Source organism: Alkaliphilus flagellatus (assembly GCF_018919215.1).
Classification (GTDB): domain Bacteria; phylum Bacillota; class Clostridia; order Peptostreptococcales; family Natronincolaceae; genus Alkaliphilus_B; species Alkaliphilus_B flagellatus.
On record NZ_JAHLQK010000005.1, the window covers coordinates 212,618 to 228,036 of the forward strand.

Annotated in this window: 14 protein-coding genes; 4 read left to right on the forward strand and 10 right to left on the reverse strand. The window is 29.6% G+C overall.

Annotated elements, in window-relative coordinates; genetic code table 11:
• Both KQI88_RS13760 and KQI88_RS13765 read left to right on the forward strand, forming a co-directional pair.
• A complete protein-coding gene (locus tag KQI88_RS13760; RefSeq protein WP_216418261.1) occupies window positions 1-288 on the forward strand; it encodes a (2Fe-2S)-binding protein in 288 nt (95 codons plus the stop codon).
• Window positions 281-1,429 carry an NAD(P)/FAD-dependent oxidoreductase gene (locus KQI88_RS13765; RefSeq protein WP_216418263.1) on the forward strand — a complete coding sequence of 383 codons (1,149 nt, stop codon included), beginning with the start codon at window positions 281-283 and terminating at the stop codon, window positions 1,427-1,429. The genes KQI88_RS13760 and KQI88_RS13765 overlap by 8 nt, the downstream gene beginning before the upstream one ends.
• A gap of 84 nt (window positions 1,430-1,513) precedes the next feature.
• Here KQI88_RS13765 and KQI88_RS13770 read toward each other — a convergent pair whose 3' ends face one another.
• The gene (locus tag KQI88_RS13770) at window positions 1,514-3,133 is read right to left on the reverse strand and encodes a glycosyl hydrolase family 18 protein (RefSeq protein WP_216418265.1); all 1,620 of its coding nucleotides are present in this window, start codon (window positions 3,131-3,133) and stop codon (window positions 1,514-1,516) included.
• A gap of 763 nt (window positions 3,134-3,896) precedes the next feature.
• Here KQI88_RS13770 and KQI88_RS13775 point away from each other — a divergent pair.
• Both KQI88_RS13775 and lexA read left to right on the forward strand, forming a co-directional pair.
• Window positions 3,897-5,018 carry a tyrosine-type recombinase/integrase gene (locus KQI88_RS13775; protein WP_330656237.1) on the forward strand — a complete coding sequence of 374 codons (1,122 nt, stop codon included), beginning with the start codon at window positions 3,897-3,899 and terminating at the stop codon, window positions 5,016-5,018.
• A gap of 87 nt (window positions 5,019-5,105) precedes the next feature.
• Entirely contained in the window at window positions 5,106-5,726 is a 621-nt protein-coding gene (gene lexA, locus KQI88_RS13780) for a transcriptional repressor LexA (RefSeq protein WP_216418267.1), read from the forward strand.
• Between the two features lie 102 nt (window positions 5,727-5,828).
• Here the strand turns inward: lexA and KQI88_RS13785 are convergent, their stop codons facing one another.
• The 9 genes from KQI88_RS13785 to mutS all read right to left on the reverse strand — a co-directional run bounded on the left by KQI88_RS13785 (window position 5,829) and on the right by mutS (window position 15,301).
• Complete coding sequence (locus tag KQI88_RS13785; protein WP_216418268.1) at window positions 5,829-7,100, reverse strand: methionine gamma-lyase family protein; 1,272 nt, start codon at window positions 7,098-7,100, stop codon at window positions 5,829-5,831.
• Between the two features lie 50 nt (window positions 7,101-7,150).
• Complete coding sequence (locus KQI88_RS13790) at window positions 7,151-7,330, reverse strand: hypothetical protein (protein ID WP_212378033.1); 180 nt, start codon at window positions 7,328-7,330, stop codon at window positions 7,151-7,153.
• A 10-nt stretch (window positions 7,331-7,340) separates the two neighbouring features.
• The gene (locus tag KQI88_RS13795; RefSeq protein WP_216418269.1) at window positions 7,341-7,901 is read right to left on the reverse strand and encodes a hypothetical protein; all 561 of its coding nucleotides are present in this window, start codon (window positions 7,899-7,901) and stop codon (window positions 7,341-7,343) included.
• Window positions 7,882-8,487, reverse strand: a complete 606-nt coding sequence (locus tag KQI88_RS13800) for a GTPase domain-containing protein (RefSeq protein WP_216418270.1) — start codon at window positions 8,485-8,487, stop codon at window positions 7,882-7,884. The genes KQI88_RS13795 and KQI88_RS13800 overlap by 20 nt, the downstream gene beginning before the upstream one ends.
• Window positions 8,488-9,456 carry an AAA family ATPase gene (locus KQI88_RS13805; protein WP_330656238.1) on the reverse strand — a complete coding sequence of 323 codons (969 nt, stop codon included), beginning with the start codon at window positions 9,454-9,456 and terminating at the stop codon, window positions 8,488-8,490.
• Window positions 9,457-9,571: 115 nt separating this feature from the next.
• Window positions 9,572-9,814 carry an RNA chaperone Hfq gene (hfq, locus tag KQI88_RS13810; protein ID WP_216418271.1) on the reverse strand — a complete coding sequence of 81 codons (243 nt, stop codon included), beginning with the start codon at window positions 9,812-9,814 and terminating at the stop codon, window positions 9,572-9,574.
• 40 nt (window positions 9,815-9,854) lie between these two features.
• A complete protein-coding gene (miaA, locus tag KQI88_RS13815) occupies window positions 9,855-10,796 on the reverse strand; it encodes a tRNA (adenosine(37)-N6)-dimethylallyltransferase MiaA (RefSeq protein ID WP_216418272.1) in 942 nt (313 codons plus the stop codon).
• Between the two features lie 12 nt (window positions 10,797-10,808).
• Window positions 10,809-12,659: a DNA mismatch repair endonuclease MutL gene (mutL, locus tag KQI88_RS13820; RefSeq protein WP_216418273.1), complete on the reverse strand. Its 1,851-nt coding sequence runs from the start codon at window positions 12,657-12,659 to the stop codon at window positions 10,809-10,811.
• An 11-nt stretch (window positions 12,660-12,670) separates the two neighbouring features.
• Complete coding sequence (mutS, locus tag KQI88_RS13825; protein ID WP_334300612.1) at window positions 12,671-15,301, reverse strand: DNA mismatch repair protein MutS; 2,631 nt, start codon at window positions 15,299-15,301, stop codon at window positions 12,671-12,673.
• Between the last annotated feature and the right edge of the window lie 118 nt (window positions 15,302-15,419).

Here is a 15,419-nt window from a genome sequence, read left to right on the forward strand (position 1 = left end):
ATGAAGGATAATACTATTATATGTCGTTGTTCAGATTTAACTTTATCCGAAATAAGAAGATTAATTCAAGAAGGTTATACTTCCTTCGATGAAATAAAGCGTATTAGTAGGGCAGGTATGGGGCCCTGTCAGGGTAGAACATGCAATCAACTTATATTAAGAGAAATTTCTATTATAACAGGTAAGCCTATATCTGAATTAGTTCAAGGTACATACAGACCTCCTGCTAAGGCTATTAAGTTAGGTGCAATAGCAGAATATGCTTTGGGTGGTGATGAGATTGATTAAGACAGCTGATATAGTCATTATAGGCGGTGGAATCTCTGGTTGTTCGATTGCATATAATTTAGCTAAAAAAGGTGTTAATAATATTATTATTTTAGAAAAAAATTATTTAGCAAGTGGAGCAACTGGAAGATGTGGCGCCGGTATTAGACAACAATGGGGCACTGAGATGAATTGTAAAATTTCTAAATTATCCTGCGAGTTTTTTGAAAATGCTGAAGAGGAACTACAATATAAAGGTAATTTAGAGTTTAAGCAAGGTGGATATTTAATATTATCAAGTACAGAAAAAGAACATGATCAATTCAAAAAAAATATACGGTTACAGAATAGTCTTGGGATAGATTCTAAGCTTTTAAGTCTAGATGATGCAAAACAAATAGTTCCTTCATTAAATACTGAAGGATTAATTAGTGCTACTTTTCATCAAAAAGATGGACATCTTAATCCTTTTCACACAACGCAGGCATATGCCGATGCTGCAAAAAAATTAGGTGTGCAAATATATACCTTTACAGAAGTGACTGGAATAGAGGTAGAGGCTGATAAAATTAAAGGGGTACACACAAATAATGGATTTATATCTACAAATATAGTAGTAAATGCAGCTGGTGGATACTCAAAGCAAATAGGAAATATGGTTGGATTAGATTTACCTGTATATTCGGAACGACATCAGATTCTAGTAACCGAACCAGTAGAACCATTTCTTGATCCAATGATTATGTCTTTTTCATTAAATCTTTATTGTCAACAAGTGCCTCATGGTGGTGTCATTATGGGTAGGGGTGATGATAAGGAACCTAGAGATTTAAGAATTACATCTAGCTGGCATTTTCTGGAGGAAATGTCCAAAACAATGACAAAGGTTTTACCACCATTAAAAGATATAAGAGTAATAAGACAGTGGGCTGGACTATATAATATGACACCTGACCGGCAACCGATTTATGGATCAGTTGATGAAATAGAAGGTTTCTATTTGGCCATAGGATATAGTGGCCATGGATTTATGTTTGCTCCAGCTACTGGCTTGTTAATAGCAGAGAATATATTAGGTGAGAAAAATACAATTAATATTGAATCCTTGCATTTGAACAGATTTAAGAAAGGTGAATTAATTTTTGAACCTTCAGTAGTATAATTTAATAATTAATATAGTTATACTCAATAAATACATAATAGAGGATAGGTTAAAACCTATCCTCTATTATGTATTTATTAATATTTAATTTAATTGATTTGATAATCTATCCATTAATGTAGCCATCTCTGCTCTGCTAATTTGCTTTATAGGTTTAAATGTTCCATCCTCATACCCACTAAAAAGGCCTCGTTCGCTTGCAAAGACTATATACTTATAAGACCACAGTTGTGGGTTCACATCTTTGTATTGATAAGGTATACCTAACTTTTCACTACTGTTATTGTCTTCTTTTTCAAATATCCTAGTTAGAATAGTTGCCATTTGTTCTCGTGTTAAAGGCTTATCAGGTTGAAAATCATTGCTTGAGACACCTGTCATTAGCCCGTGGTAACTTATAATATCAATGTACTCCTCAGCCCAATGTGATTTAGGAACATCCTTATAAGATGTAGATATGCTATTCTTTTCTGCTTCTAGTCTTAAATCAAGAGCTCTAACTATAATAGTAGCTGCTTCTGCTCTAGTTAATGATTTATCTGGAGAAAATTGATTAGCGGAAGTACCCACCATCCAACCTTTGTTAACCATTGAAAAAACATGTTGTTCTGACCAATGATTTTGAGTGTCTGTAAAATATTTACTATTTAACCATAAATCAAAATAATCCCATGTATTTTTTGATTCTTGACCAATACTCCAGCTTCCTGTACCCTTAAGATCATATTTTTGGACTAATTTAAGTTTTTCTTTAATAGATCTTTCGTTTTCAAACCATACTGTGTAGTTACCTTCATTTAATGTAGTATTATATCCAACTGTAATTTCTTCACCCTTTGGAATACTAATAGTTCCTTTAGGAGACTGGTTCTTCGTATCAAAGATTACCTTTCCATTGTATTTCTTAATTAAATTGTCAATTTGATTATTTGAAACACCTCTTCCGTTAAACGTACCATCAGATTTCCATATACGGCCATAGAAGGGGATACCTAGTACTACTTTATCCTTACTAACACCTTGAGAAAGTATTTGTTGTATTGATTGCTCCACAAATCCAATACTTGCAACTGGACCTGAATTACTACCTTCCCAGCTCTCGTCATATGCCATCAACATTAAGTAATCTGAATATATTGCTAAGTTCTTATAATCATAAGACCCATGCCATCCTATTTTTAGATTCTTAGGATTAGCTGCAACAGCAACAGAAACTTGCTTTTCCTTAGGAAGTTTCTCTCTTAACAGCTTAATAAAGGCAGTATGATTATCCTTATCAGTATGGGATAAATTTTCGATATTTACATTAATACCATCTAAATTATACTTATCTATTGCTTTAACAATATCATTAACAAGCTCTTCTTTATTAATTAAAGCTTTTTGTCCAATAGCACGATTCCAATGATTACTTAAAAAAGGTACTACTTTTTTTCCTTCTTTGTGCATCTCTTCGATAAATGATACTTCTAGCTTAGAGGTAATTTTTAATGACCCATTTTCATCGATATCAAAATAGCTAGGAGAAATAATATTAACACTGTTATTTGTACTTTTAATAATATTCACATAGTCTTTTGGATCCCCGAAATAAAGGTATCCCATATTAACACGATTTGTACCTTCAGCAAATAGATTACTAGTAGTAGATAGTGTTAATATAATTGAAAGAATCAAGAAAACATTTAATATTTTTTTATTCATTATTATAACTCCTCATATGTAGTTTATATCTTTATATATGAGTTTAACAGAATTCAACAATTGCAACAATCCAATAAATACTGGATTTAAGCCCATTATATGGTATATACGTTATATATCATATGTGAAATTTATTACATAGAAATAAGAGAGAATAATACATTAATCTTTATATGATTTTGTATGGGAAATAACCATGTGATAATTATTATCAATAGATAAAATCATTTATTGTTGCATATTGTCAAATAAAAAGGTATTAATAATTAAAAATTGTCGAATTATATGAAATGATAAATCGACAATCTTTATAATATATTTATTTGTTTGACTTATAGAATTAATTTGTAGAATACAATCTGAAATAATCAATATTTAGTATATAAATTTAATAATTAGAAATCAAAGATTTTAGCTATATATAAATAACTTTTTATATACATTGCAAATATTAAATTATAATCGTTAATTTTAACTAAAGTATCTATATAAAATGAATAAATTAATTATATTGGTTTTATAAATTACACTATTATAGAGTAAGTATAAAAATGGTTATTTTATGAAATTATTGACTAGACATGCCAGAAGAAGTGGTTTATAATCAGATTAACAACTATTCTTTAAATGTATATTTAGGGAATAGTATGCATTATAAAAAAATATAACTATTAATTCCATTATACCCTTACCCCTGCTATACTTAGTATTAGATTACTTCTGCTAACTTTAATATATAATATAAAAAGGAGTTGATGATAAAGTGGCAAAACGTCCATCAATAAGTGTACATAATAAATCGGATAAGCCGGATAATATTGTTATTAAACAAAACCATCTTATTGAAAAATGTTTAGAAATCGAACAACAGCTTCCTAGCTTTATGAAAGACTTCTCAATATACCTAAAAAATGGTGTCGCTCTTTCTACTAGATTAGCCTATTTAAGTGATATCTTATTTTTTTGCAAGTACTTAATTAATGAAACTGATATTACCACTGCCAGCCAAGTTACTGATATTACAGTTGAAGATTTTAATAAAATTACAGCTAAAAACATTAATAGATTTATCGGAGACTACTGCTCAAGATATACAGTTAAAGATGATACTTCTATAAAGATTATGGAAAATGATAATCGTGCTTTGGGAAGAAAAAAATCTTCTTTATCTGTATTATTTAAATTCCTTTATAGAGATGAAATTGTTAAAAATAATATTACAGATGGTTTTAATCCTATTCGTCTACCTAAGCCCCAACCAGATGCAATAAAGAGATTGGAAATTGATGAAGTGGCTATAATGCTAGATATAGTAAGCTCTGGAGAGCACTTTACTGAAGGCGAAAAAAAATACTGGGAAAAAACTAAGTTAAGAGATAAAGCAATTCTTGTGCTCTTTGTTACATATGGTTTACGTCTAAGTGAATTAGAACAGTTAAATATATCTTCATTTAATTTTAATAGAGGGGAATTTAGAATCTATAGAAAACGTGGAAAAGAAGTTGTTATGCCTATTAATAAAACATGTGAAACTGTAATTAAAGATTACATAGAAAATGAACGTTCTGCTAGTAGTATATTAGATGATGAACATAAAGATGCACTATTTCTTTCATTACAAAATAAGAGGATGACAACAAGGGCCATTAGAAATCTTGTAAAAAAATATACTTCAATAGTATTAGGTACGAGTAGAGAAAATGGTTATAGTCCCCATAAACTAAGGGCAACCGCTGCTACTTCTCTAATTCAGCAAGGTTTTTCTATATATGATGTTCAAAATTTATTGGATCATGATAATGTGACGACAACTCAACTATATGCTGCTCACAAGAAAAATGTCAAAAGAGAAATTGTTAAAAACTTCGAGTGGATTGATGATTAGTTTGCTCACGAACAAATGTTTGATATTTGAAATAATATATGATATACTTTATTTATATAAAAAACCGTTATAGAGAGGAGTTTTCTAATGTATGAGGATTTAAGTAATAAACAATTAGAGATACTAAACTACATGAAAGTAGAAATAAATAAAAAAGGATACCCTCCCTCTGTAAGAGAAATATGTGAAGCTGTAGGTCTTAGATCAACTTCTACAGTACATGGACACCTGTCCAAATTAGAGGATAAAGGTTATATTCGCAGAGATCCTACTAAACCAAGGGCAATTGAAATCTTAAATAATGATCCATTTAGCGATTTATCCTATAATAAAGAAATTGTTAATGTACCAATCGTTGGTAAAGTAACTGCTGGCCAACCTATTTTAGCTGTTGAAAATATTGAAGATACATTTCCGCTTCCTATGGATTTTATAGATCATGGTAATACTTTTATCTTAAATGTTAAAGGTGAGAGTATGATTGAGGCTGGTATACTAGATAATGACTATGTAATAGTTAGACAACAATCTTTTGCTTCAAATGGTGATATCGTAGTTGCACTAATTGATGAAGAAGCCACAATAAAACGATTTTACAGAGAATCTAATCATATAAGACTACAGCCTGAAAACAGCTTAATGGAACCTATACTACTTAATGACGTAGTTATTTTAGGAAAAGTAACTGGGGTGTTTAGAAAGTTATAATAATAAAAATAAAGAAGAATCTTTTAAGATTCTTCTTTATTTTTATTATTTATTGTTTTTATTATTATTGTATTATTTTAAACTTATCTAGTTTTGCTTATATTAATTCATATTATTTATGTTTTGCAATGCTATTAAGGCACCTAATTTAGCGTGTTCATATGTTAATCCACCTTGATAATAAACAATATATGGAGGCCTAATAGGTGCATCAGCACTTAATTCTATAGACGAACCTTGTATAAATGCTCCAGCCGCCATAATCACAGGACTATCATAACCAGGCATAGACCAAGGTTCTGGAGTTACGAAAGCGTCTACTGGTGCTGCTGCTTGAATTCCCTTACAAAAAGCAATTACTTTCTCAGCACTTCCTAATTTAACCTGTTGTATAATATCACTTCTATTTTCATTATATTTAGGCTTAACTTCATATTCCATTTCTTCAAACAGTTTAGAGCAAAAAATAGAGCCTTTTACCGCTTCACTTACAATATGTGGAGCTAGAAATAAACCTTGAAACATTTGTCGTGATAAACCAAATGTTAATCCACATTCTTTGCCTATCCCAGGAGAAGTTAATCTATATGAAATTTCCTCAATAAGATGTTGCTTTCCAACAATATAGCCACCAGTTAAAACAATGCCCCCTCCAGGGTTTTTAATTAAAGAACCAGCAAGCAAATCTGCACCCACCTCTGTAGGCTCCTTCTCTTCCAAAAATTCACCATAACAATTATCAATCATACATATTGCTTTACTATTTTTTCGTTTAACTATATTTACTAATTTTTCTATTGTATTAATATCTACTGCTGGCCTAAAACTATATCCAGTAGACCTCTGAATATACACTAGAGTAGTTTTATCAGTAACTTCTTTCTCAATTGTATCGAAGTCTACTCTACCATCATCCATAAAATCTACTTGTTTATATGTAACTCCTATATTTTTTAAACTTCCTTTATAATCTCCCCTTATTCCTATTAACTCATCTAATGTATCATATGGTTTACTAGTTACTGATATCATCTCATCACCAGAATGAAGTAATCCAGATAAACATAAGCTTAGAGCATGGGTTCCATTAGCAATAGTTGGCCTAACGATGGCATCCTCTGCTGAAAAAACCTTTGCATATATTTCTTCTATTTTTTCTCTGCCAATGTCATTATATCCATAGCCAGTTGTCCAGTTAAAATGTTGGTCACTTAATCGTGCTTCTTGCATTGCATTAAGTACCTTGTATTGATTATATTGCTTAACCTTATCAATCTCTTTAAATCTTTCAATTAAAACTTCCTCTATTTCAATCATCTTATTAATTAAATTTTCTTCTATTCCAAAAGTATCTCTCAACATCTTATGTATCATTTCCTATCTCCTTTCAAGTTTTTAGTATATTAGCTATTATATAGTTTTACTTAATATGGTTTTCTTTTACAAAGAGGACAAATATCATTATAGTAACTTTCTAATTTTAAGGAAATAGAATTTAATGCTACTCCCCTTTTTATACCTTCTTTTATGCCTATCCTTCTCCCTGTAACATATCCAACTAAAAATAATATACTAGAAATAATAATTATGTATCCATATAGCATTATACCCCCCCTAGCCTCTTGAATACAAGTAATTAATAAAAAACCAAGTTGAAAGAATTAAGACAGTGTTTACGCTAGATATCATAAGAGATGCTGTAATTAAAATTACACTTATAATTAATACTTCTCCTATTCCATATTTATTAGCAAAATTAAAATATCCGTAGGCCGAATCATACTTTATATCGAGTAAATCGTCTAGCATCTGAATAAGTATAATTATAACAAAACTATGGATAAATACTTTGTGCGATATAGATATTAAATTAATAATAATTAAAATAATAATTTCTTGATATGATTTTATCTTCAATGGAAGTTTTCTATTAATAAAATTAAACATACCGATCATGTATGCGCTTGAAAATAGACCGAAGGAATATTCTTTATCTAGTAGCATCGCAAAGGTCAATATTATTAAGCTATAAGGAAACTTATACTGTTCAATTTCATTTAATATACCTATGGTATATTCGTTTCTACTGTCTTCATCTACTTCATTATCTAGTAGCTTGATTACAATGCCTATCAAAAATAATGCTAAAATTCTTCTACAAATTTCTACCCACAAAAGCTTTCACCTCTTTAAAACCAGTTCTATCTACCGTTGAAATAGGAATAATGTAATTTTCTTTAAACTTATCTCTGATAATATCTAATCCTTTTTGACTATTATCCTTATCCATTTTATTTACCAAGATACAGTAACATCCCTGTTGGCTGCCAAACTCCTTTATCTGATAGTCTATTTCACTAATTCCGCCTTCTTTTTTATAATATATATATTGAGCATCAAACATATGCAGTATTATTTTAGCCTGACTCAATTCTTTTAAAGTTTGTGCCATTGATTTCCGTATTTCTTCGACTTCATTTATACCATCCGTTACTCCAGCAGTATCAACTAATATCAATTGTTCGTAGCCCTTATACACAGGAATAGTTAATTTCATTTTATAAACATTTCTTGTTTTAAATGGACTTGTACTTACTAAATATTTTCTTGCAAAATTTACTGAAATATTTTTAACTAATACCTTTCCATAAATATCTGTAATTTCAACTTCACACCTATTAACTCCTAAATATTCTGCAAGAGAAAGAAAAAAAGAGGTTTTTCCTACATTTGGATTTCCAATAATTATACAAGTTTTCATTTATTCTTCACCACCCATAAAATCCTCTCTGCTTAATGTAATTAAATCCTCTCTATTATATATACGGCTGCGGTTAAGTCTTACAGCCTGTTTTCTGATTGCCCTCTCAATTAAATTACGAACTAAACGTGCATTTCCAGAGTGATTTCCATCCCTTCTTCTTATTAGTGACAATATATTAAATAATTTAGCTGTAGCTGATTTAGAAAGCTTATACTCTCTCTTTTCGACCATCAATTCTGCAATTAATACTAATTGCTCTATAGTATAATCTTCGAATATAATATGTATAGGAAATCTTGACCTTAATCCAGGATTTGTTCTTATAAAATCCTCCATTTCTTCATTATAACCTGCTAAAATTAATATTAAGTTATCCTTATAGTCTTCCATACCTTTAACTAATGCATCAATTGCTTCCTTACCAAAATCTTTCTCGCCTCCTCTTGCTAATGAATATGCTTCATCAATAAAAAGAATGCCTCCGACAGCATTTTTCACCTGCTCCTTTACCTTAATAGCAGTATGCCCTATATATTCTCCAACTAAGTCAGCTCTTTCTATCTCTATTAAATGACCCTTTTCTAATATTCCCATAGCTTTATACAGTCTTCCTAATAATCTTGCCACAGTTGTTTTCCCAGTGCCTGGATTACCTTTAAACACCATATGCATAACTAAAGGATCTGTCCTTAATCCTTCCGCATTTCTCCATCTTTGAATTTCAGAATAGGCCATTATTTCATTAATCAATACCTTAACTGATTCTAGACCTATTAATTCATTTAATTCAATTAATATACTCTCAACAGATTCTTCTCTATTTTTTTCAAAAATTTCTTTTGAACTTTCTTTAAAGTTATAATTTAAAATTAGATGTTTCATAGCATCATTCGTGGACATACTCCCATTTCCCATTAGTTCATAGCAGCTTCTATTATTAAATTTATTAAAATTAATTTTCTCCATACTCTTTATCACCTCATTAAATAATATTTATATAAAATAATATTAATGAGGAAAAAATTAAAAACTTCCTAATTTATTAAATGAAATAGGAAGTTTTTAATATCTTTTTATCTAATTATTCATTAGTCTTTCTCATATTTAAGTTAAAATTAACTGGTGAATTGGGTGATATAGTAGAAATTGCATGTTTATAAATCAATTGCTGTTTTCCATCCGAATCTAAAACTATAGTGTAATTATCAAATCCTTTAACCATACCCTTTAATTGAAATCCATTGACTAAAAATATTGTAATCATAGTGTTTTCTTTCCTCACTTGATTTAAAAATACATCCTGTAGATTAATATTATTTTTCATATTCTATTCCCCTCCCGTAAACTCTAATTATATTATTATTCTATAGCAAGCTAAAATGTCCTTCAAAATCCTTAATAATATCCTCTGCCAATTTTTCACTGGAAGAATAGTTAGATATATTATACCAGTTAATATCACTATACCTCCTAAACCAAGTTAACTGACGTTTAGCATACCTTCTTGTATCACGTTTAAGGATATTTACAGCTTCATCTAAATCATATTCTTCTTCCAAATATCTAATAATCTCTTTATAACCTAACCCTTTAAAAGATACTAACTCCTTAGAATATCCTAGATCAAGTAGTTTTTTTACTTCTTCTATTAATCCCTGCTCTATCATATTATCTACTCTCATATTTATTCTATTATAGAGTTCTTCTCTATCTCTTATTAATCCTACTAAAAAAAATTCATACTCGTCATTTTGATTAATATCTTTGCTGAAGTCTCCTATTTTATCTCCGGTTTCATAGTATACTTCAATAGCACGTATTACTTTTTTGAGATTGTTAGGATGTATTCTATTTGCTGCATTAAGATCTATATCCTTAAGCTTATTATACACGAATTCATTTCCCATCTCGTTAGCTTCTTTCTGTAACTGTTCCCTAAGCTGCCAATTAGAAACTGACTGTGTAAAATCCATATCATAAATAAGAGAGTTAATATATAATCCGGTACCACCTGCTATAATTGGAAGTTTTCCATTTAGAACTAACTCATCAATTGTACACTTAGCTATTTTTTGAAACTCGGCTACAGAAAAACTTTCATCTGGCTTAACAACATCAATTAAATGATGTGGTACTCCTTTTCTTTCTTCTAAAGTAGGTTTAGCTGTACCTATATCCATATGTTTATAAATCTGCATTGAATCTGCTGAAATTATTTCACCGTTTAGTTTATTAGCTAATATTATAGCTGTATCCGTCTTACCAACAGCAGTTGGACCTGCTATAATAAGTAGTCGTTTCTTCACTTAACTTCCTCCCTATTGTATCCGTTTAAAGTGTTTTTCAATCTCATATTTACCCATAGTTAAAATAATTGGTCTGCCATGAGGACAAGTTAAAGGCGGTGTAAGAGTATAAATTTCATCAATCAATTTTTTAATTTCAGAATAATCTAATCTATCTTTCGCCTTAATTGCCTCTTTACATGCTCTTTTAATAATCGTATCTTCAAAATAATCATCAATATTATTATTGTTTCTTACTTCATCTAATATTTCATAAATAAAAGAAAAATTTTGAGGTTTTCCTAAAATCATAGGTACCTGTCTAATTATTATTGCATTAATTCCAAAATCCTCCATTTCAAAACCTAGTTTTCTAAATATACTCATATTATTAGATAGTAACATATAATCCTCACTAGATAACTCTAATACCTTAGATTCTATTAGTCTTTGAGATACAACCTTTTCATTTTTAATTTCCTCTAAAAACTTATTATAAAGCAATCTTTCATGAGCTGCATGTTGATCAATTAAATACATTGATTGATCTTTCTCTAATACTATATAAGTATTAAATATTTGTCCCACAATCTTATACTGATCTAGCAATGTATTTAAAAAAGAAAATTGCACTATATCTTCTTCTAGAGAATTGATCTGAAGTTGTTCTTCATTATTCTTGTCATCAATAAACTGGCTAATCTCTCCAGTATTTGAGTCTTGAATATATTTTCCCTGGGTTTCATTTATTAATACATTTTTAATAGCACTAGCGTTTTCGCTAATATTTTTTTGTTTTTGATATTCTACTGGGGTTACTGGAACAAAATTTTGTCTAATATCTATGTAATTTTCAGGTTTTGACTTTACTGCTATTAAATTAGGTATGGTTGTATTTTGCTGCAATGCACTAATTATAGATTTATAAATAAAGTCATATATTTGCTCTTCTGCTTCAAACTTTACTTCTGTTTTTGCAGGATGAACATTTACATCTATTAGGGATGGATCAATATTTAAGTTTAAAATACAAACAGGATGTTTATTTATAATAATTTTTTCTTTATAAGCCTCTTCTATAGCCTTACTAATTAACTTATTTTTTACATATCTACCATTTACATAAATAATTTGTAGATTTCTATTTCCCCTTACAAAGCTAGGCTGTCCAATATAACCGTGTAACTTCATATTTAATTCATTTTGTTCTAGAGAAATTAAATTTTTAAAAGTATCTTTATCAAATACAGATAATATTGCTTGTGACAATATATTGTTGCCCGGTGTGGTAAACATAATATTATTATTGTTAATATATTTAAATGCTATACCAGGGTTACTAAGTGACAAACGTATAATTATTTCGGTAATTTTCATTGTTTCAGCATTGTTAGATTTCATAAACTTTAATCTTGCTGGTGTATTGAAAAAAAGATTTTTTATAATAATTGTAGTTCCAACTGGACAACCTACTTTTCTTATAATTTCTGTTTTGCCACCTGTAATTTCTATTAATATTCCATATTGCTGCTCATCTGGCCTTGTTATCATCTCTGCTTGAGAAACAGCTGCAATACTTGCTAGAGCCTCTCCCCTAAAACCCAATGAATTAATATTGTTTAAATCATCTATATTAGTTATCTTTGATGTACTATGCCGCATAAAAGCCTTTTCCACATATTCTTCTTTAATTCCAGCTCCATTATCCGTTATGCGAATATACTTTTTTCCTCCATCTTTAATTTCCAAGGTTATTGTAGAAGCACCTGCATCAATAGCATTTTCAACCAACTCCTTAACTACTGAATAAGGGGCTTCTACTACTTCACCAGCTGCTATTTTATTAATTGTTAAATCATCTAATATATCAATTTTTCTATTCATTAATAACCTCCTTAAAGCTGTGTAGCCTTTTTATGAAGCCTATATAATATATTTAATGCATCTATAGGTGTAGTTTCTAATAAATTTATGTGTTTTAAATCCTTTATTATCCCAAGTTCTACAAGATCTTCAAGTTTAAGTTGTTCTTCTTTATTAATATCAATATTATTACTGGTCAAAGCCACCTCTGATTCTTTTGATACGTCATTTGAATGATTATCTTCATCACTGTTTTTTCTCTCAAGATCTATTAGTATATCATTTGCACGATTTATAATGTCTTTCGGCAATCCTGCTAATCTGGCAACTTGGATACCATAGCTTTTATCTGCACTACCTTTTAGAACTTTATGCAAAAATATGATCTGATCTTTATCTTCCTTAACTGAGACTCTATAATTTTTAATTCCTGTATAGGTTTCTGATAGCTGGGTTAATTCATGATAATGAGTAGAAAAAAGAGTTTTAGATCCCAGGGTTTTACATATATACTCTGCAACAGACCATGCAATACTCAAACCATCAAAGGTGCTTGTACCTCTACCTATTTCATCTACTATTAATAAACTTTTTTTAGTTGCTAAATTTATAATACTAGCCATTTCACTCATCTCTACCATAAAAGTACTCTGTCCTTGAGATAAATCATCATTAGCTCCTACTCGAGTAAAAATTCTATCTGTTATACCAATAATTGCACTATAAGCTGGAACAAATGATCCAATCTGTGCCATTAAGACAATCAATGCCACTTGTCTCATATATGTTGACTTACCTGCCATATTAGGACCAGTAATGATTAAAAGCTGTTCATCTTCAGTATTAATATAAGTATCATTTGAAATAAACATATCATTTTCTAATACTTTTTCAACTACTGGATGGCGTCCTTCCTTAATATCTATTACTTCACTATCATTAACCGTTGGCTTAATATAATTACTTTCTCCAGCAACCTCTGCAAAGGAATATAGAACATCTAATTCTGCTATTGCGTTAGCTGTTCTTTGTATACGCTCTATTTCAAGTGAAAGTATATTACGAATTTCAATAAACTGTTCGTACTCAATATCGACAATTTTTTCTTCAGCTCCTAATATTTTAGTCTCTATTTCTTTTAATTCTGGAGTAATATACCTTTCACAGTTAGCCAATGTTTGCTTTCTTATATAACTCTCTGGTGCTAGATGTAAATTTGATTTTGAAATTTCAATATAATATCCAAAAATTTTATTATATCCCACCTTTAAAGATTTAATACCTGTTCTATCTTTCTCTTGCTGTTCTAGTTTTGCAATCCAATGCTTGCCCTCTTTAGAAGCTCTCTGTAATTCATCTAAATCCTTATTGTATCCTTCTTTAATAATTCCACCATCCTTTAAATTTAAGGCTGGTTCCTCCAATATTGATATATCAATAAGATTCTTAATATCATCTAATGGATCAATATTAGTTAAAAGTTCTCCTAACAAACCTGCAGTTTTATTATCAAATAACTGTTTAATTATTGGTAAGAAGTATATGGATTTTTTTAATGCAACTAAATCTCTCGGATTAGCAGATCCAAAAGCAATTTTTCCTGAAAGTCTTTCTAAGTCATAAATTTGTTTTAAGCTCTCTTTCAGTTCTCTTCTTAATAAAATATCCTCTTTTAACACTTCAACTGCTTGGAGTCTTTGGTTTATGATTTCTACATTCAGTAGTGGTTCTTCAATCCATCTTCTAATCATCCTACCACCCATTGCAGTTAAAGTTTTATCTAAAACCCATAACAAAGATCCTTTTTTATTTTTCCCGCGAATCGTTTCTGTTAGTTCTAAGTTTCGCCGAGTAAATGTATCTAAAATCATTTTTTCTTTGAATGCGTATAAGTTAATCTTATTAATATGAGTAAGTGATCTTTTTTGAGTTGATTTTAAATAGTAAAGTAATGATCCTGTAGATTGAATACCTAAATGATTAGAATGAAATCCCAGTCCTTCTATACCTACTATATTAAACTGATCTTTTATTTGATTTATTCCATGATCTTTCTCAAAACTCCATGAATCATATATAGAGATATATGTACTAAATCTTTTTTTTATATCTTCTATTAAATTACTGCTGATTGATCCTTCTTCAATAAAATAAATGATTTCAGTAGGTTCTATTTTGCTAATTTCATCAATTATTTTTTGCTCTATTTCATCTCCAATTATTTCAGTACAAAGAAATTCTCCTGTAGAAATGTCAACATAACTTAATCCACATCCTACAGTTGAAATGTATAACGAAAGTAAATAATTATTTCTTTTATCCTCTAATAAGTTTGTATCAATCAATGTACCTGGGGTAATCACTCTTATGACATCTCTTTTAACAATTCCCTTAGCTTCTGATGCATCTTCTACTTGTTCACATATTGCAACCTTATATCCTTTTGAAACTAATCTATCTATATAGCCATCGGCAGCATGATATGGGACACCACACATAGGAGCTCTATTTTCTAGTCCACAGTCTCTAGCAGTTAAAGTGATTTCAAGTTCTCTAGAAGCTATTTCTGCATCCTCAAAAAATAATTCATAGAAGTCTCCCAATCTAAAAAACATTAAACAATCTTTATGTTTTTGTTTTATTTCCATATACTGTTGCATCATAGGAGTTAGCTTACTCAAATTTATTCCTCCTCTTATCTTTTTAGTCTATTTATTAATTATATCAAATAGTTAGATTGAATTTTAGTATATAGTTCTTTTTATTTTAAAAAGGACTCAA

Bases quoted from the DNA above. Each gene is read 5' to 3' on its own strand.
- lexA (WP_216418267.1), top strand. From the start codon at position 5,106: ATGTATGAGGATTTAAGTAATAAACAATTAGAGATACTAAACTACATG.
- KQI88_RS13770 (WP_216418265.1), bottom strand. From the start codon at position 3,133: ATGAATAAAAAAATATTAAATGTTTTCTTGATTCTTTCAATTATATTA.
- mutL (WP_216418273.1), bottom strand. From the start codon at position 12,659: ATGAATAGAAAAATTGATATATTAGATGATTTAACAATTAATAAAATA.
- KQI88_RS13790 (WP_212378033.1), bottom strand. From the start codon at position 7,330: ATGCTATATGGATACATAATTATTATTTCTAGTATATTATTTTTAGTT.
- KQI88_RS13760 (WP_216418261.1), top strand. From the start codon at position 1: ATGAAGGATAATACTATTATATGTCGTTGTTCAGATTTAACTTTATCC.
- KQI88_RS13805 (WP_330656238.1), bottom strand. From the start codon at position 9,456: ATGGAGAAAATTAATTTTAATAAATTTAATAATAGAAGCTGCTATGAA.
- KQI88_RS13785 (WP_216418268.1), bottom strand. From the start codon at position 7,100: ATGATACATAAGATGTTGAGAGATACTTTTGGAATAGAAGAAAATTTA.
- hfq (WP_216418271.1), bottom strand. From the start codon at position 9,814: ATGAAAAATAATATTAATCTACAGGATGTATTTTTAAATCAAGTGAGG.
- mutS (WP_334300612.1), bottom strand. From the start codon at position 15,301: ATGATGCAACAGTATATGGAAATAAAACAAAAACATAAAGATTGTTTA.
- KQI88_RS13800 (WP_216418270.1), bottom strand. From the start codon at position 8,487: ATGAAAACTTGTATAATTATTGGAAATCCAAATGTAGGAAAAACCTCT.